Consider the following 17,291-nt stretch of genomic DNA (forward strand, 5'->3'; position numbering starts at 1 on the left):
ACAGTGTGCGAGCATTCGACTCGCCCCACCTCCAGCGTCACCCCTGACTGAACTCCCTTGCCAGTAGCGAGCTTGCTCGCCTGCTGCGGCTTCCTGCATCCCCTTCCAGGAGTTAGCTATGCATACAACAACAACTACAGCCCAACCCCACCATCCAGCCTCGCCCACCGCCACCGACCGTTTCAGAAAGTCCATGGGCATGACCGCCCTGGTGCTGTTCGGCCTGGCCTACATGGTCCCGCTCGCGGTCTTCACCACCTACGGGCTGGTCACCCAAATGACCAAGGGCCACCTGCCTACCGCCTACATGCTCACCCTCGCCGCCATGCTGCTGACCGCCTACAGCTATGGGCGCATGGTTCAGGCCCACCCCTACTCGGGCTCGGTCTACACCTATACACGCAAAGCCTTCGGCAGCCATTTCGGTTTCATGGCAGGCTGGACGCTGCTGCTCGACTACATCTTCCTGCCGCTGCTCAGCTACCTGCTGATCGGCATCTACATGTCCGAATACTTCCCGGCCATTCACGCTTGGGTGTGGGTTGCAGGCTCGATTGCCCTGGTGACCTTCCTCAACCTTATTGGCATCGAGTCGGTCACCCGGGTGAACTGGGTGCTGGTGGTCGCGCAACTGGTGTTCATCGTGGTGTTCGTGGCGCTGTCAGTGCGCAACATTGGCGAGCACACCACCCCGGTGTCGCTGTTGGCGCCGTTTCACCATGAAGGCTTCAGCGTGCCGCTGATCATGACTGGGGCTGCGGTGCTGTGCCTGTCGTTCCTGGGCTTCGACGCCGTGTCGACCATGGCCGAGGAAACCAGCAACCCAACCACGCGCATCCCCCAGGCGATCCTGGCGGTGTCGTTGATCGGCGGCCTGTTGTTCCTGGTCGTGTCCTATTTCGCGCAAATGGTGTTCCCCGACTGGGGCAGCTTCGCCGACCCGGATTCAGCCTCGGTGGATGTGATGCGCCGGGTGGGCGGCGAATACCTGGTAACCGCCTTCACCGCCACCTATGTAGCCGGTTGCTTCGCCTCGGCCATGGTGTCCCAGGCGAGCGTGTCGCGGGTGCTGTTCGCCATGGGCCGCGACGGCGCGCTGCCACGGGTGTTCGGCCAACTGGTCACGAAGAAGCGCGTGCCGGCGACGGCGATCCTGCTGGTGAGCCTGCTGTCGCTGGTGGCACTGTTCATTACCCTGGACACCGTGGCCAACATGATCAGCTTTGGCGCGCTGTTCGCCTTTTCGGCGGTGAACCTGGCGGTGGTCAAGCATTACCTGGTGGACCAGCAGCTGCGTGGGCTGCGCAACTGCCTGCTGTACGGCGCCATTCCGGCGCTGGGGTTTCTCAGCACGATCTGGCTGTGGACCAGCTTGTCGCGCATGTCGTTCACCATTGGCCTGTGCTGGATGGCCGTGGGGTTCGTCTGCCTGCTTGGGCTTACCCGGGCGTTTCGGGTGAAACTGCCGGAATTGCAGATGGCCGAGTGATTGGCTGAGGCCTGGTAGGGCGCTTTCGCGTGTAGGAGCGGGCTTGCCCCGCGAAGGCGCCCGCCAGGATTTACCCTTTCGCCAACCAAACCTGCTGGCGGCCCAGCACGGAAGCGGCCGTCTCCCCCACCAATTCGGCATACACGCCCGGCGCGGTTGCACCTTCGGTGTTGATGAACAGCACCCGCGCATTGCCATCCAGGCCGAGCCTCGCCGCCTGCTCGGCGTCCTGCATCAGCGCCACAAGCCCTGCCAGCCCGGCAACCCCCGACTCCCCCGCCAGCAGCGGAACGTCCCGGGCACTGCCCGCCGCCAGGCGGCGCATGGCGGCCACGGCCTGTGCATCACTGATGGTCATGAACCCATCGACACTGGTTTCCAGGAACCGCCAGGCCAGCGGTGACGTCTCGCCGCAAGCCAGCCCCGCCATTACCGAATCCACGGAACCCGTGGCCCGGGCGGCCCGGCCCTGAACCGCGCTCTGCAACAGGCAATCGGCCTGCTCTGGCTCAACCATGACGAAGCGCGGGCGCTGCTGGCCATGCAACTCCCACAGGTAACTGACAATGCCCGCCGCCAGGCCACCGACCCCGCCCTGCAGAAACACATGGGTCGGCGCGCTGGCCTCGGCAATTTCCGCCGCGATGGTGCCGTAGCCCTGCATCACATCGCGCGGAATCACTTCGTACCCTGCATAGGACGTGTCCGACACCACGGTCCAGCCATTGTTGGCGGCCAGCTGCGCCGCGTGCGCCACCGACGCATCGTAGTTGCCGCTGATGCGCACGATCCGCGCGCCGTAGTCGGCAATCGCTTGCTCGCGTTCGGCACTGACCTGGGCATGCAACACGATCACGCAGCGGCAACCCACGCTCTGCGCAGCCGCCGCCAGGCCCTTGCCGTGGTTGCCATCGGTGGCGCTGATCACTGTGAAATCGGCCAGTGCCTGGGCGTAGCGCCCCTGCAACAGCCCCTGGGGGTCGAAGCCCTGCTCGGGAAAACTACGCAGAATCAGCCGCACCAGGGCGATGGGTGCGCCCAGCGCCTTGAAGCTGCCCAACGGCGAGCGCACCGACTCGTCCTTGACCAGCAGCTGGGCCACGCCCAGTTGCTCGGCAAGGCCCGGCAACGGGTACAGCGGCGTCGCGCCGGGGTTCAGCCGTGGCCAGGTCGCCAGCCACTGGCGGCTCTGCTCGGCACGGGCGATGTCCATCACGTCCTTGAGCGCGGACGGGTATGGCTGGCGCGTGGCCTTGGGGTTAAAAACGAACATCAGACACTCCTTTCAACAGGCAAGGGCAAGGCGACGGCCAACGACATCCAGCAGCACCTGGGCGCCCTGGATCAGTTGCGCGTCATCGGTGTGCTCGCGGGGGTTATGGCTGATACCGCCACGGCTGGGTACGAAGATCATCGCCGCCGGGGCGATGCGCGCGATCATCTGCGCGTCGTGGCCAGCGCCGGAGGTCATGCGCCGGTGGCTGAAACCCAGGCGCTTAGCCGAGGCTTCGATCTCATCGGCAAGGCCGGCATCGAAGGTCACCGGCGCAAAGCGCACCAGGCGCTCGGTGCTGATGGTCACCCCCTCCTGCTCGGCCAGGCTGGCCAGCAGCTCAGCCAGGCGCTGCTCGGCGCTCGCCAGGCGGGCCTCGTCGGGGTCACGCAGGTCGACGGTGAAGCGCGCCTTGCGTGGGATGACATTGATCACGTTGGGCTCGAACTGCATGCAGCCAACCGTGGCCAGGGTGGTGCCCGACGCCAGCGCCAGGCTGCGCAGTTGCGTGACAACGGCGCTGGCGACGTAGCCGGCATCATGGCGCAAGCGGGTTGGGGTGGTGCCGGCATGGTTGGCATTGCCCTGCACCTGCACCTGTTGCCAGGAAATACCCTGCAGGTTCTCCACCACGCCGATCAACGTGCCTTCGGCTTCCAGAATCGGCCCTTGCTCGATGTGCAATTCCAGGTATTCGTGGGGCACGATCGCGCCCGGCTCAAGTGTGCCGGCGTAGCCAATACGGGCCAGTTCGTCACCCAGCCGGGTGCCGTCGGTGCCCTGGGTATCCAGCGCCTGCTCAAGCCCCAGGCCCCCGGCGTACACCAGTGAGCCCATCATGTCGGGTTGGTAGCGCACACCCTCCTCGTTGGTAAACGCGGCCACGGTGATCGGGCGCGCCGGCAGCACGCCCGCAGCGCGGTAGGCACGCACCACCGCCAGCCCCGCCAGCACGCCATAACAGCCATCCAGGGCGCCCGCGTTGGTGACCGTGTCGATATGCGAGCCGATCATCAGCGGGCGCGGGTCGCCCTGCCCTGCGGCCGCCCCCAGGGTGCCGAAGATATTGCCAATGCGGTCTACCTGAACATCCAGTGCCAGCTCGCGCATCCACCCCACCAGCAGGTCACGGCCTGCTTTTTCCGCATCGCTCAGGGCAATGCGCGTGCGGCCACCGTGCGCGGCGTCCGCGCCCACCTGCCCCAGCACCTGGATCTGCTGGAGCAGTGTCGGGCCATCGAGTTGCAATTGCCTAGGTGCGTTCATCCGCTGTTCCTCAGTCACGATGGGGAAATTCTATTCGCCCCTAATGCATGAAAAACTTGATTTTCAGCCGTTTTGTGCAATTTCATTACGCTATCTACCGATCTTCACTCACCCACGGACGCTCGAACCATGGCACTCGATCATTTCGACAAGGCGTTGCTCGACGCCGTACAGCGCGATGCCAGCACGTCGCAACTGGACCTCGGCGCCCAGGTCAACCTTTCTTCGGCAGCGGTGAACCGCCGGCTCAAGAAAATGACCAGCGATGGGGTCATACGCGGCACCCAGGTGCAGGTCGACCCGACGATGCTGGGCTACACGCTGACCGTAATCACCGAGGTGGAGGTGGAAAACGAGCGCCTCGACCTGCTCGACGCCATGAAGAAGACCTTTCTCGCCTGCCCCCAGGTGCAACAGTGCTACTACGTGGCGGGCGAATGCGACTTCGTGCTGATCATGCTGGTCAAGCACATGGAGCAATACACCCAGTTGACCCGCGAGCTGTTCTTCGAAAGCAACAACGTCAAGCGCTTCAAAACCTTGGTGTCGATGAGCACGGTGAAGAGCGGGCTGTTCGTGCCAACCGATAACTGACCAAACAGTCAGCCCGAAAAGCCCGATTTAGAGCGGTTATTTCACTTTTTGTTACAGAAAAATTGCGCTACTCTCGCCCCGCCAAAACAACAGCAAGGAAGGAAAGGGGCATGAAAATCGAGATCGCGCAAAACGAGCACGATGCAGGCTGCAAGGTCATCATCGATGGGCATCCGGTGTCGTTTGCCAGCCTGGCAGACGCCGAAGCCTACGTAGCGCGCCTGACAGAACGCCTGCAAGCCGCGCCGCAGGCATTCGCCCCGGCCCCTGCAGAACCGGCCTGAGCCGCCAGCCTTACCTCCCACCCCACCGTGGGATGCTTGAATGGTATGATCCCACGTTAAACGTTTCAGTATGTTTCAAGGGATCCCAATGTCCGTTCAGGAATTACCGCCCCTCGCCGTTTCCAAAGGCGAAATCGGCAAGATGGAAGCTGCCATGGCACTGGGCAGCTTCGCCATCGGCACCGGCGAATTCGCCATCATGGGGCTTATGCCCGACATCGCCAGCAACCTGCAGCTCAGTGAGCCACAAGTCGGCCATGCCATCAGCGCCTATGCGTTGGGCGTGGTGGTCGGTGCCCCGGCGCTGGCGATACTGGGGGCCAAGCTGCTGCGCAAGCACATGCTGCTGTTGCTGATGGCGCTGTACGCCATCGGCAACCTGGCCACCGCCTTCGCCCCGTCGTTCAGCAGCATGGTGGCCTTCCGCTTTATCAGCGGCCTGCCCCATGGCGCCTATTTCGGCATCGCGGCCGTAGTGGCATCGAGCATGGTGCCAAGCAACCAGCGTGCAGGCGCGGTGGCCCGGGTGATGATGGGCTTGACCCTGGCGATGCTCCTGGGCAACCCCGTGGCCACCTTCCTGGGCCAATTCTTTGGCTGGCGTTCGGCATTCATCCTGGTGGGGGCCATCGCCCTGTGCACCATCGCCCTGGTGTGGCGCTACGTACCACAACCGGCTAATGAGGCCCGCAGCGACCCACGCAAGGAACTGCAAGCCTTCACCCTGCCCCAGGTATGGATGGCCCTGGGGATCGCCGCCATCGGCTTTGCCGGGATGTTCTGCGTATTCAGCTACCTGGCCCCGACCATGCTTCAGGTGACCCAGGTGTCGCCGGAGTGGATCCCCTTCGGCCTGGCAGCGTTTGGCGCTGGCGGCATCATTGGCAACATTGCCGGGGGCAAGCTGTTCGACCGCCTGCAGTTCCGCGCCGTGGGCATCGTGCTGGTGTGGTCGATGGCCGTGCTGCTGTTCTTCACCTTCGCCGCCCATGCGCTGTGGTCGGTGCTGCTGGGCATCGGCCTGGTCGGCACCATGATCGCCCTGGCCGCGCCCTTGCAAATCCGCCTGATGGACATCGCCCACGAGGCGCCAAGCCTGGCGGCAGCGTCCAACCACGCCGCATTCAACCTGGCCAACGCCCTGGGCCCCTGGTTCGGCGGCATGGCCATTACCGCCGGCCTGGGCTGGACCAGCACCGGCTACATCGGCGCCGCCACGGCACTGGCTGGGTTGCTGATCTACCTGGCAGCACGGCGGATGAAAGGCGGCCACTGAGTTGGCCGTGTTGTAGGAGCGGGCTTGCCCCGCGAACCCGGCGCCCCGGTGCCTGGCACGGGCTTCGCCCGTGTTCGCGGGGCAAGCCCGCTCCTACAAGAAAGGGTATGCGGCAGGGCCTCAAGGCATTTTTCACATTGCCCTCACTTGCTTACAACAAACGCCGTGGCATTATTGCAATGCGCATCCATTGACTGAATAAAATCAAACACTTCCTTAACTTTTGTTTCATACGAAAGTGCCATTTCGTTAATTGCTTTTCCCTTCCCAAGGCGTCGACAATCGCCCCCGCTCCGAGCTGAACGCCAGTACCTGCGCGCCCTTGGCACGAGCCTAGAAAACTACCCAGCCCGTGCCTTCGTCCCGAAGACAATCAATAAACTTTTCAGAGGAAGTTTATGAACGCGCCAGCCCACCCTATTAACTTCGCCCTTCACGAACATATCCTGCTGACCGGTGCCACTGGTTTTCTCGGCGGGTCGGTCACGGCTCAATTGATCGACAACGGCCGCAGCGCCAACCTGTGTTTCCTGGTGCGAGCCAACAGCCCGGAGCAAGGCCTGGAGCGCCTGCGCGACAACCTGCGCCAGCACGGCGTGAGCGAAGCAGACTGCCAGGCCCTGCGCGCCGAGCAGATCCTGTGTGGCGACTTCCTCGACACTCACTGGCTGGCAGCCGCCACACCGCGGCTGATGCAGATCGACCGTGTAATCAACTGCGCCGCCGTCGCCTCGTTCTCGAAAAACCCCAACATCTGGCCGGTAAACGTCGAAGGCACCTATGCGTTTGCCGAAGTGATGAGCCGCTCCACCCGCCTCAAGCGCTTCCTGCACGTGGGTACCGCCATGAGCTGCGGCCCGCAGCGCCAGTCGCCGATCAGCGAGTCGTGGGACTTCCCGGCCGCCGAGCAGCAACTGGTCGACTACACCGCGTCCAAGGCCGAGATCGAGCGGCGCATGAGCGAACAGCTGCCAACGCTGCCGTTGGTGGTGGCGCGCCCGTCCATCGTGGTGGGCCACCGCACCCTGGGTTGCCAGGCCTCGGCGAGCATCTTCTGGGTGTTCCGCATGGGCTTCGCGCTGGAAAGCTTCACCTGCGAACTGGACGAGCAGATCGACGTGATCCCGGTGGACTACTGCGCCGAGGCGCTGATTGGCCTGACCCTCAAACCAAGCCTGGAACACGACCTGTACCACATTTCCGCCGGCCACCAGGCCGCCTGTACCTTCGCTGAAATCGACCGTGCCTTCGCCCACGCCAATGGCGCGGCGCCGGTGGGTGAGCGCTACCGCAAGGTGAATGTCGACGACCTCAAGAGCCTGGCCCAGGACTTCGAAGCGCGCATTGGCCCGGCCAACCCACGCCTGGTACTGCGCGCCCTGCGCCTGTACAGCGGCTTTGCCGACCTCAACTACCTGTTCGACAACAGCCGCCTGCTCGAAGAAGGCATCGCCATGCCGCCGCGCTTCACCGATTACCTGGATGTGTGCGTCAAATCCTCCAGCGGGGTAAGCATCGCCACCCAGATGCAGTGGGACTTTAAATAACTGTGTAGGAGCGGGCTTGCCCCGCGAAGCAGGCACCGCGGTGCATGGCACCGGCTGCGCCGGTGTTCGCGGGGCAAGCCCGCTCCTACAATCAGATATTGGCGGGCGTGACCAGGTTCGGCGGCCTTTGCCCGCTCAGCGCGGCCAGCAGGTTGTCTACCGCGCAGCGCGCCATGGCCTCGCGGGTTTCATGGGTGGCCGAGCCGATATGTGGCGTGGCCACCACATTATCCAGCTGCAACAACGGCGAGTCCTGGGCCAGCGGCTCCTGTACGAACACATCCAGCCCTGCCCCGCGAATCCGCCGTGCCCGCAGCGCCTCGATCAACGCCGCCTCATCCACCACCCGGCCACGGGCGATGTTCACCAGGATCGCTTCGGGCTTCATCAGCCCCAGCTCCCGAGCACCGATCAAACCCTCGGTGCTGGCACTCAGGGGCACCGTCAGGCACACGTAATCCGCCTCCCCCAGCAAGGCATCCAAGGTGCAGTAGCGTGCACCATAACGCGCCTCGACCTGGGGCTTGGGCCGCTGGCTGTGGTACAGCACCTGCATCCCGAACCCGGCAGCGCCGCGCCGCGCCAATGCTTCACCGATACGCCCCATGCCGACGATACCCAAGCGCTTGCCATGCACATCGGTGCCGAAATGCGCTGGCCCCAGGCTCGCCTGCCAGTGCCCGTCGCGCACCCAGCCGGCCAGTTCCACCACCCGCCGCGCGGTGGCCAGCAGCAAGGCGAAGCCAGTATCGGCAGTGGTTTCGGTCAGTACATCGGGGGTATTGGTCAGCATGACCCCGCGCCGGTGCAGGTCGTCGATGTCGTAGTTGTCCACGCCCACCGACACACTGGCCACCACTTCCAGCTGCGGCGCCAGGTCCAGCAGTGCGCTGTCCAGGCGCAAGCTTGCGCCCAGCAGGCCGTGGGCGCCGGGCAAGGCGTCACGCAGGCGCGCCAGGCCGTCCGGCTTGGCCATGTCGACCCAGGTTACCTCCACCTGCGCCTGCAGTTGCGCCAGCAGCCCCTCGGACAGACACTTGTACAGCACGATTCGTTTTTTCATTGCGGCTTCCTATGGGCCCATGGCCCGATGAGGTTTTCAGTACGGCCGTCAACGCCACCGCGGTCAGCAGCGCCCCGGCCATGAACAGGTAGGACGCGCCCGGCCCGCCGGTCGCGCCATTGAGGTAGCCCACCAGCCACGAGCCGCCGAACGAACCCAGCGCGCCCATGCTGTTGATCAGCGCCATGGCGCCACCGGCCACGTTGGCCGGCAGAATTTCCGGCACGATGGCGAAGAACGGGCCATAGGGCGCGTACATGCACGCCCCGGCCACCACCAGCAAGGCGTACGACAACCAAAAGTGCTCGCTGCCCAGGGCGTAGGAGCCATAGAACGCCACGGCCGCGATCAGCAGCGGTGGCCAGACGAAGCGCTTGCGCTTCTGCAGGCGGTCCGAGGCCCACGACACGCCGATCATCGCCAGCACCGCCGCCAGGTACGGCACCGAGGCCAGCCAGCCGGCCTCGACGATATCCACATTGGCCGCCTGCTTGAGTATCGACGGCAGCCACAGCACGAAACCGTAAACGCCGATGCTCCAGCAGAAGTACTGCAGCGACAGCACGATCACCTGCGGCGAGCGAAACGCCTCGCGGTAGTTCTTCACCGGCCGGATGCCCTGCTGCTCGGCCGCCAGGGCCTGCTCCAGGCGCGCCTTGTCGGCGTCGCTCAGCCACGCCACCTGGGCGGGCCGGTCATCCACCAGGCGCCACCAGATAAACGCCCACAACACCGCCGGCAGGCCTTCGATGATGAACATCCAGCGCCAGTCGAAATGCTTGATCAGGTAACCCGACACCACCGACATCCACAGGATGGTCACCGGGTTGCCCAGCATCAGGAAGGTGTTGGCCCGCGAGCGCTCGGCACGGGTGAACCAGTGGCACAGGTACACCAGCATCGCCGGCATTACCGCTGCCTCCACCACGCCCAGCAGGAAGCGGATGGCGATCAGCAGGTAGACGTTGCTGATCATCCCGGTCAGGGTCGCCAACCCGCCCCAAAGAATCAGGCTGGCGAAAATCAGCTTCTTCACACTGCGCTTTTCGGCGTAGATGGCCCCCGGCACCTGGAAGAAGAAGTAGCCCAGAAAGAACAGCGCCCCCAGCAGCGACGACAGCGCCGGGGTGATCTTCAGGTCGTCGGCCATTCCCGAGGCTGCGGCGAAACCGTAGTTGGCGCGGTCCAGGTAGGCCAGGCTGTAGGTGATGAACACGATGGGGATGATGTACCACCACCGGCGTGGAGCAAGGCGGGACGTTTGCATGAATCGATCTCCTGAGCTTGTTGTTTTTGTCGCAACAGGGCCGGCGTGCCGGCGATCAGCGTTTCAAGCACTTCTGCGTAACAGGTGCGCCTCCAGCTCATGGCGCTGCGGCAGGCCTTCCATGTCGCCGCGCGATTGCACCGCGCGGCTGCCGCACCAGTTGCCGCGGGCCACCGCGTCATCCAACGCGCAGCCTTCGAGCAGCGCGCTGATGACACCGACGGCAAAGGCATCGCCGGCACCTACGGTGTCCACCACCTTGGCCACCGGCACCGGGGCGACCAGCCCTTGGCCCTGGGCATTGCGGTAGTAGGCACCCTCGCCGCCCAGCTTGATCACCACCTGCTCGACACCCTGGGCCAGGTAGAATTCGGCAATGTCGGCGGGCGCCTGCCGGCCGGTGAGCAGGCGGCCCTCCTCAAGGCCCGGCAGCACCCAATGGGCCTTGACCGCCAGGGCATTCACTTCGCGCACCATGGTGGCCGGGTCGGGCCACAGTGACGGGCGCAGGTTGGGGTCGAAGGAAATGCTGCAACCGGCGCTGCGCATGCGCTCGACCAAGGCGTGGGACAAGGCCCGGCAGCTGGCCGACAGCGCCAGCGGAATACCGGTGGCGTGCAGGTGGCGGGCCTGCAGCAAGGCTGGTGCAAGCTGCGCGGTAGATAATTGGCGGGCAGCCGAATGGCCACGGAAATACTCAACCGCCGGGTCGCTGCCATCATCGCAGCGGCCCTTGAGCTGAAAGCCGGTCGGCCATGCAGGGTCGACGTGCACATGGCTGCAGTCCAGGCCTTCCTGGCGCAGGCTGGCGAGCACGAAGCGGCCCAGCGAGTCGTCGCCGACACGGCTCAGCCAGCGCACCCGAAACCCCAGGCGGGCAAGGCCAATGGCAACGTTGCTGTCGGCGCCGGCGATGCGCTTGCTGAACGTCGCCACCTCCGCCAGGTCGCCGGTTTGCCCGGCAATGAACATCGCCATGGTTTCACCGAAGCACAGCACATCATGCTCAGGCATGGCTCACCTCCTCGCCCAGGCGGGCCAGGTTGTGCACCTGGGCCCGGGTTACCGCCAGCAGGTCGGCGCCCACCAACGGGAACTCCACTGCCCGCACAAGGCCGGCTGCGAATTCATCGAACAGTGCCTGCCAGGCCAGCAGGTCGGCGGCCTTGGGCGGTACGGCGGCCAGGCGGCCATCGTCTTGGCGCTGCACCGCCTTGCAGTGCACGTAGCGCACCCAGCGGCCGAGCTGGCGCGCCGCCTGCAGCGCCGACTCGCCTTGCCAGTGCCAGTTGCCGATATCGAACGTCATGCCCAGCGGCAACCCCCAGCCCTCGACGCGGCGCCAGAACGCCAGCATGGGTTCGATGCGCCCGCCGTGCTCGGTCTGGTCGTTTTCCACCAGCAGCAAGGGGCACCCGTGGCTGAGCATCGCCTGCAGGGCGCCGACCTCGCAGCGCTCGCTGTAATGCCCCAGGGACACTTTCAGCGCCACGGCGCCCAAGGCCTTGGCCAGGGCGAGCTTGGCTGGCAGGCGCGGGTCGGGTTGCCCGTCTGCGCCCCACAGTTCCAGTGGCGAGGAATACAGGCATTCAAGGTTGGCGGCGCGAATGGCAGCGCCGAGCGCGGCAGCGTCCGGTGCGCCCTCGAACAGCTCTTCGCGCAATTCGATGCGCGCCACACCGGCTGCAGCCAAGAGGTCGATGAAACTTTCCTGGCCACGCTGGCGAACCAGGCTGGCGCCGTAGCTGGAAAGGCTGATGGAAACGGGGTTCTGGTGCATTGTTGTTATCCTATGAAACCGGTTTCATTTTTTCAGGGCGTAATGCCCATGGCATTGCCGTGGGCAGGTTATTGCAGGTTCTGCGTGGACCCTCGAACGATCAGCTCGGCCTTGAAGTCGATTCGCCGTGGTGCTGGAGTGCCGCCGCGCAAGCGTTCGAGCAGGCACTCGAAGGCGGCCACGCCAATGCGGCCGGTAGGCTGGGCCAGGGCGGTAATGCCAGTGCCCACCAGCGGGTACCAGTCCAGTTCGTCGAGGGCGATCAGGCCCACGTCGCTGAACAGGTTGCACCCGGCGTCGTGCAGCACGCGGGTGACGGCCAGGGTGGCGACGCCGTTGAAAGTGAAGATCGCCTGCGGGCCGTGGCCTTTGCTGGCGAGAAACGCACCCAGCTTGGCGTGCAGGCCGCTGTCGACCTCCAGCAGTTGCTGGCGCATGCCGCTGCGGTTGCTGATGGAGGCGGTAAACGCCTGCACCCGTTCCAGCCGCGAACTGGTGCCGTCCAGCGGTTCGGTGACTGCCAGGATGTCGCAGTAGCCGCGTGCCTGCAGGTGATCCAGGGCTTGTTCGATGGCATCGGCGTTGTCCAGCCCCACCAGGTCGACGTTCAGCTCCGGCAGCTGCCGGTCGACCAGCACCATGGGAATGTCGCGCTGCAGGTTCAGCAGTTCGCCGGGGTGGCGGCCAAGGGTGTTCACGATCAGCCCCTCGACGTTGTAGGACTGCAGGGCCGTGAGGTGATGACGCTCCTGCTCGTCGTCGCGGTTGGTGTTGCACACCACCAGGCTGTAGCCGTGCTGGCGGCAAGCGGTTTCCACGCCATGCATCACCGCTACCGAATAGGGGTTGAGGATGTCCGCCACCAACATGCCGATCAGCCGCGTTTGGCCGCGCTTGAGGCCCCGGGCCATCTGGTTGGGCCGGTAGCCCAGGCGCTCGATGACCTGCTCCAGGCGCTGGGCGGTGGCTTCGGCCAGCAACTGCCGGTCGCCGCCGATATAGCGCGAAACCGTGGCCTTGGACACGCCAGCCTGGCGCGCCACTTCGCTGATGGTTACCCGCTCACGGGCATTGGAGGGTGAATCGGTCATTGCGGGCCCCTTGTGATTGTTGTCGGGTGACGGCGAATGAAACCGGTTTCAATACAGCAAAACCACGCGCGTTCGTCAACCCGTCGATGAACGAAAGTGTCACAGGGTGGGTGAGACAGAGCAAGAAATATACGGCGTAACTACTTGATATAGAGGGTGGTAGGAGCGAGCGCAGCTCGCGATAGGCTGCAAAGCAGCCCGACATCATGAGCTGTGAAGCTGGAACCATGGGGCCGCTTCGCGCCCCATCGCGAGCTACGCTCGCTCCTACCAGGTCGGCGCATTCTTGTTAGCGAAGGGCTTTCACATCGCTGGCGCTGACCGCACTGCCCTGGTTACCCCAGCTGGTGCGAATGAAATTCACCACATCCGCCACTTCCTGGTCGCTCAAGCGCCAGCCGAACGCCGGCATGGTGAAGTTCGACGGTGCACTGTGGGTGGCCGGCACCGTGCCACCCGCCAACACCACATGGATCAGCGAGGTGGCATCCGCCGTCTGCACCACCGGGTTGCCGGCCAGCGCCGGGAACACCCGGGTGTAACCATGGCCATCGGTACGGTGGCAGGCGGCGCAGTTGTCGACATACACCGACGCGCCGGCCTTGCTGTCGTCGCCGCGCCACAGGGCATCGGCCACTTGCTGGTCGTAGGCATGCGGCTTGTCGTCCGGGTTGCTCGGCGGCAAGGTTTTCAGGTAGCGGGCGATGGCCGTGAGGTCGGCGTCGTTCAGGTGCTGCAGGCTGTGCTCCACCACATCGCTCATGCCGCCGAATACCGCGCTGCGGTCACTGCGCCCGGTCTTGAGGAACTGCACCAATTGCGCCTCGCTCCAGCTCCCCAGGCCGTCCTTGTGGTCGCCACGCAGGCTCTTGGCGATCCAGCCTTCCAGCGGCGCACTGCCGGCCAGAAACTGCGCGCCATCCTGCGGGTTCAGGGCTTTTTCCTGCATGGTCAGCGCCCGCGGCGTATGGCAGGCCCCGCAATGGCCCAGGCCTTCGACCAGGTAGGCGCCGCGGCTGACCACCGGGTCCGCCCCGGCCTGGGGTTGCCAGGCCTTCGCCTCGGGGGAGAACAGCCCGCGCCAGATCGACAGCGGCCAGCGCATGCTCAATGGCCAGGGAATGTCGCTGGCCTTGTTCGGCTGCGCCACCGGCTGCACGCCCTGCATGAAATAGGCGTACAGCGCCTGCATGTCCTCGTCGCTGACGCGGGCATAGGACGGGTACGGCATGGCCGGGTACAGCGTGCTGCCGTCCCGGGCGATGCCTTTGCGCACCGCCTGGTCGAACTCGGCGAAGCTGTATTGGCCGATGCCGCTGGCATCGGGCGTGATGTTGGTGGAGTACAGCGTGCCAATGGGCGTTTCCATCGGCAGGCCACCGGCAAACGGCTGGCCACCCTTGGCGGTGTGGCAAGCCACGCAGTCACCGGCGCGGGCCAGGTACTCGCCCTTGCTCACCAGGGCATCGTCGGCGTGGGCAGTGGTGCTGGCACCCAGCAGCAAGGTGGCGATCAACAGGTTTCTCATGGTCATCGCTCCTCAAGCCTGAACCAGCGGGCCGGGGTTTTTCAGGTACTGCTCGCGGATCGCCCGCGCCGACCAGTAGGTCAGTGCCGCCACCAGGCCTGTCGGGTTGTAGCCCAGGCCCTGGGGGAACGCTGAAGCGCCTGGCACGAACACGTTGTGCACGTCCCAGCTCTGCAGGTAGCGGTTCAGCGCGCTGGTGTTGGGGTCGGTGCCCATGATCGCGCCACCGTTGAGGTGGGTGGTTTGATAGTTGGCGGTGTTGAAGTGTTCCTTGACCTTCTTGCCGAGGATGGCGATGGACTTGGGGTTCATCGCCTGGGCGATCTTGCTGAGCTTGTCGACCATGAACTGGTTCATCTTGATGTCGTTTTCCTGCCAGTCGAAGGTCATGCGCAGCAGCGGCTGGCCGTAGGCGTCGCGGTAGGTGGGGTCGAGGTCCAGGTAGTTGCCGCGGTACGACTGGTGCGCGCCGTGGGCATCCATCGACACCTGGTGGGTGTAGTAGTCGGCAGCGGCCTTCTTCCACGCACTGCCCCAGGCCGGGTTGCCTGCAGGCACGCCAGCCCCGGCGATCGGCCGGCTGCCGGCCTGGTTCACCCACATCGGCGAGCCGCCAACGAAACCATGCGGGCCATGGTCGAAGTTGTCGGCGTTGAAGTCATCGATGGCCACACCGTTACCGCCGGCGCCGATGAAGTTGTTGGTATGGGTGCCCTTGTCGAAGAACGCCTTGACCGTGCCCATGTTCTGGTAGGCGAAGTTGCGCCCGACCACGCCTTCGTTCTTGATCGGGTCGTAGGGCTTGCCGATGCCCGACAGCAGCATCAGCCGCACGTTGTTGAACTGGAAGGCGGCGAGAATGACGATATCCGCTGGCTGCTCGAACTCACGCCCCTGGGCGTCGACGTAGGTCACGCCGGTGGCCTTGCGCTTGCTGTCGTCCAGGTTCACCCGCAGCACATGGGCATTGGCACGCAGTTCGAAATTCGCCACCTGGCGCAGCGCCGGCAGAATGTTCACGTTCGGCGAGGCCTTGGAGTACATGTAGCACACGTAGCCGCTGCAGAACCCGCAGAAGTTGCACGGCCCCATCTGCGCGCCGTAAGGGTTGGTGTAGGGGCCCGAGGTGTTGGCCGACGGCAGGTTGTAGGGCTTGTAGCCCAGGCTTGCGGCAGCTTTTTCGAACAACTTGGCCGACACCACGTTCTTTTGCGACGCCAGTGGGAACGGGTTAGAGCGGTCGGGCGCGTAGGGGTTGCCGCCCTTCCCTTCGCCCACCCGCGTGCCGTTGACCGTCCAGGCCTGGCCGGAGGTGCCGAACACCTTCTCGGCAAAGTCGAAATGCGGTTCCAGTTCCTCGTAGCTCACGCCGAAGTCCTGAATGGTCATGCCCTCAGGAATGAAGCGCTTGCCGTAGCGTTCTTCGTAATGGCTGCGCATGCGCAGCTCCATCGGGTCTACCCGAAAGTGCACGCCCGACCAGTGCAGCCCTGCCCCCCCGACACCCTTGCCGGGCAGGAAGGCGCCAAGCTGGCGGTTGGGCAGCGCGACATCATTGACGCTGTGGCGAATGGTGACGGTTTCCTTCGAAACATCGACGAACAGTTTCTTGCGAATGCTGTAGGTCAGCTCGTCGATCACCTGGGGGTAGCTGCCGTCGGGATAGGTGTCCTGCATCGGCCCGCGTTCCAGCGCTACCACCTGCAGCCCAGCCTCGGTCAATTCCTTGGCCATGATCGCGCCGGCCCAGCCGAAGCCGACGATCACCGCGTCGACCTTTTTCATTGCATTGGCCATGCCTTACGCCCTCTCGCCACGAATCGATACTGCCGAGAACGGGTATGGCTCGTTGCGCTCCACCCAATCCATGAAATCTGCCCGCGCGCCGGGGAAGCCGATTTGCGTCCAGCCCACCATGCCCCTGTTGCCCCCGTGAATCGGGTCGCAGAAGAAGCCTTCGCGGGTGTTTTGCAGCAACAGGCTGAAAAAGGTCTTGGCCGGCAACTGGTCGAAAACGATCTCCCCGGCTTCGATCTTGCCGAGAACCTTGTCTCGGGTAGCGCTGTCTTGCTCGGCAAAGGTTTTGCCGCTGGCGTTCTTGCACCAGGCGTCGGTGGCAGCAATTCCCAGGCGGTAGATTTGCTGCGGGGTGAGTTGCAGCTGGTAGCCCAGCTCAGGCGCGGCATCGGCCTTGAAGGGGCCTTGCATGTACCACTGGGCGCCCGTGGCATACGGGGTGTTCATCTGGCGGTCGATGAATTCGCCAGCCCCGGCTTCCAGGGCGCCAGGGCCAAGTTCATCGGCGGGGATGAGACGCGACACGGCCGCTTGCACGAAGGCCCATTCCTCGGCGGTGAAGAAGGTCGGCTGGTAGTGGCTGGCGGGCGGCGTGGCCGGCACCTTGGGCTCGCGAACCGGGTCTGCCAGCAGTTGGCCGGCACCCAGGCCGGTGCTGGCCACGGTGACCACCGGGATCAGGGTCAGGGTTTTGCGCAGGAAGTCCCGGCGTGGGTTGTCGGGGGCATGGTCAGCCATTGTGGGGTCCTCATCAGCAAGGGGGCGGCCTTGAAATTGCGCCATCTGGTGTCCGGTCGGGCCGGAAAAGCCGCGTAATCTAGCCGGTTTTGCAATGCTTTGAAACCGGTTTCATCGCCTGCGGCATTCTGGACCTGGAACAAATCGTAATTATCTGATTTAACCGGAAACCCTGTAGGAGATCACCCAGCCCTCTTGGGGCTGCGCTGTCGCGCAGCAAACATGATGGTGCACGACTTCATATCTGCGTTGGCGCTGACATTTTGCAAAAGAAAAGGCGTCTGGCCCGTTAGGGCCA

The 17,291-nt window shown here is 64.5% G+C and carries 14 protein-coding genes and 1 pseudogene; 5 read left to right on the plus strand and 10 right to left on the minus strand.

The genetic code is table 11. The annotated features are described in order from the left end of the window. Positions 1–118: 118 nt before the first annotated feature. Positions 119–1,489, plus strand: a complete 1,371-nt coding sequence (locus tag F3J45_RS16035; protein WP_167064410.1) for an APC family permease — start codon at positions 119–121, stop codon at positions 1,487–1,489. A 70-nt stretch (positions 1,490–1,559) separates the two neighbouring features. Here the strand turns inward: F3J45_RS16035 and F3J45_RS16040 are convergent, their stop codons facing one another. Together F3J45_RS16040 and F3J45_RS16045 are read right to left on the minus strand one after the other, a co-directional pair. Then, complete coding sequence (locus F3J45_RS16040; protein ID WP_167064413.1) at positions 1,560–2,762, minus strand: diaminopropionate ammonia-lyase; 1,203 nt, start codon at positions 2,760–2,762, stop codon at positions 1,560–1,562. 12 nt (positions 2,763–2,774) lie between these two features. Continuing rightward, positions 2,775–4,028, minus strand: a complete 1,254-nt coding sequence (locus tag F3J45_RS16045; RefSeq protein ID WP_167064416.1) for a Zn-dependent hydrolase — start codon at positions 4,026–4,028, stop codon at positions 2,775–2,777. Positions 4,029–4,157: 129 nt separating this feature from the next. Here F3J45_RS16045 and F3J45_RS16050 point away from each other — a divergent pair, with 129 nt between their 5' ends. The 4 genes from F3J45_RS16050 to cprA all read left to right on the plus strand — a co-directional run bounded on the left by F3J45_RS16050 (position 4,158) and on the right by cprA (position 7,729). After that, on the plus strand, positions 4,158–4,622 hold the full coding sequence (locus F3J45_RS16050; RefSeq protein WP_167064419.1) for an Lrp/AsnC family transcriptional regulator: 465 nt from the start codon (positions 4,158–4,160) through the stop codon (positions 4,620–4,622). Positions 4,623–4,732: 110 nt separating this feature from the next. Continuing rightward, on the plus strand, positions 4,733–4,906 hold the full coding sequence (locus F3J45_RS16055) for a hypothetical protein (protein WP_167064422.1): 174 nt from the start codon (positions 4,733–4,735) through the stop codon (positions 4,904–4,906). A gap of 88 nt (positions 4,907–4,994) precedes the next feature. Beyond that, a complete protein-coding gene (locus F3J45_RS16060) occupies positions 4,995–6,182 on the plus strand; it encodes an MFS transporter (RefSeq protein WP_205299970.1) in 1,188 nt (395 codons plus the stop codon). 398 nt (positions 6,183–6,580) lie between these two features. Beyond that, positions 6,581–7,729 (plus strand): cationic peptide resistance protein CprA, encoded by a 1,149-nt coding sequence (gene cprA, locus F3J45_RS16065; RefSeq protein ID WP_167064425.1) that lies wholly within the window; start codon positions 6,581–6,583, stop codon positions 7,727–7,729. A gap of 91 nt (positions 7,730–7,820) precedes the next feature. On the opposite strand, the gene F3J45_RS30095 is transcribed toward cprA, so the two are convergent. From F3J45_RS30095 to F3J45_RS16105, 8 genes and pseudogenes are all read right to left on the minus strand, one after another. Next, complete coding sequence (locus tag F3J45_RS30095) at positions 7,821–8,792, minus strand: D-glycerate dehydrogenase (protein ID WP_167064428.1); 972 nt, start codon at positions 8,790–8,792, stop codon at positions 7,821–7,823. A 25-nt stretch (positions 8,793–8,817) separates the two neighbouring features. Continuing rightward, positions 8,818–10,059 (minus strand): annotated as a pseudogene (locus tag F3J45_RS16075) (MFS transporter); the annotation flags it as partial. Positions 10,060–10,122: 63 nt separating this feature from the next. Then, positions 10,123–11,073, minus strand: a complete 951-nt coding sequence (locus tag F3J45_RS16080; RefSeq protein WP_167064430.1) for a sugar kinase — start codon at positions 11,071–11,073, stop codon at positions 10,123–10,125. Then, positions 11,066–11,839 (minus strand): AP endonuclease, encoded by a 774-nt coding sequence (locus F3J45_RS16085; RefSeq protein ID WP_167064433.1) that lies wholly within the window; start codon positions 11,837–11,839, stop codon positions 11,066–11,068. The genes F3J45_RS16080 and F3J45_RS16085 overlap by 8 nt, the downstream gene beginning before the upstream one ends. Before the next feature lie 68 nt (positions 11,840–11,907). After that, a complete protein-coding gene (locus tag F3J45_RS16090) occupies positions 11,908–12,930 on the minus strand; it encodes a LacI family DNA-binding transcriptional regulator (RefSeq protein WP_167064436.1) in 1,023 nt (340 codons plus the stop codon). A 289-nt stretch (positions 12,931–13,219) separates the two neighbouring features. Continuing rightward, the gene (locus tag F3J45_RS16095; RefSeq protein WP_167064439.1) at positions 13,220–14,458 is read right to left on the minus strand and encodes a cytochrome c; all 1,239 of its coding nucleotides are present in this window, start codon (positions 14,456–14,458) and stop codon (positions 13,220–13,222) included. A 12-nt stretch (positions 14,459–14,470) separates the two neighbouring features. Next, positions 14,471–16,255 (minus strand): GMC family oxidoreductase, encoded by a 1,785-nt coding sequence (locus F3J45_RS16100; RefSeq protein ID WP_167064442.1) that lies wholly within the window; start codon positions 16,253–16,255, stop codon positions 14,471–14,473. 3 nt (positions 16,256–16,258) lie between these two features. After that, the gene (locus F3J45_RS16105) at positions 16,259–16,993 is read right to left on the minus strand and encodes a gluconate 2-dehydrogenase subunit 3 family protein (RefSeq protein ID WP_167064445.1); all 735 of its coding nucleotides are present in this window, start codon (positions 16,991–16,993) and stop codon (positions 16,259–16,261) included. Positions 16,994–17,291 lie beyond the last annotated feature (298 nt).

The sequence above is a fragment of the Pantoea sp. Ap-967 genome, from assembly GCF_011752565.1.
Classification (GTDB): Bacteria; Pseudomonadota; Gammaproteobacteria; order Pseudomonadales; family Pseudomonadaceae; genus Aquipseudomonas.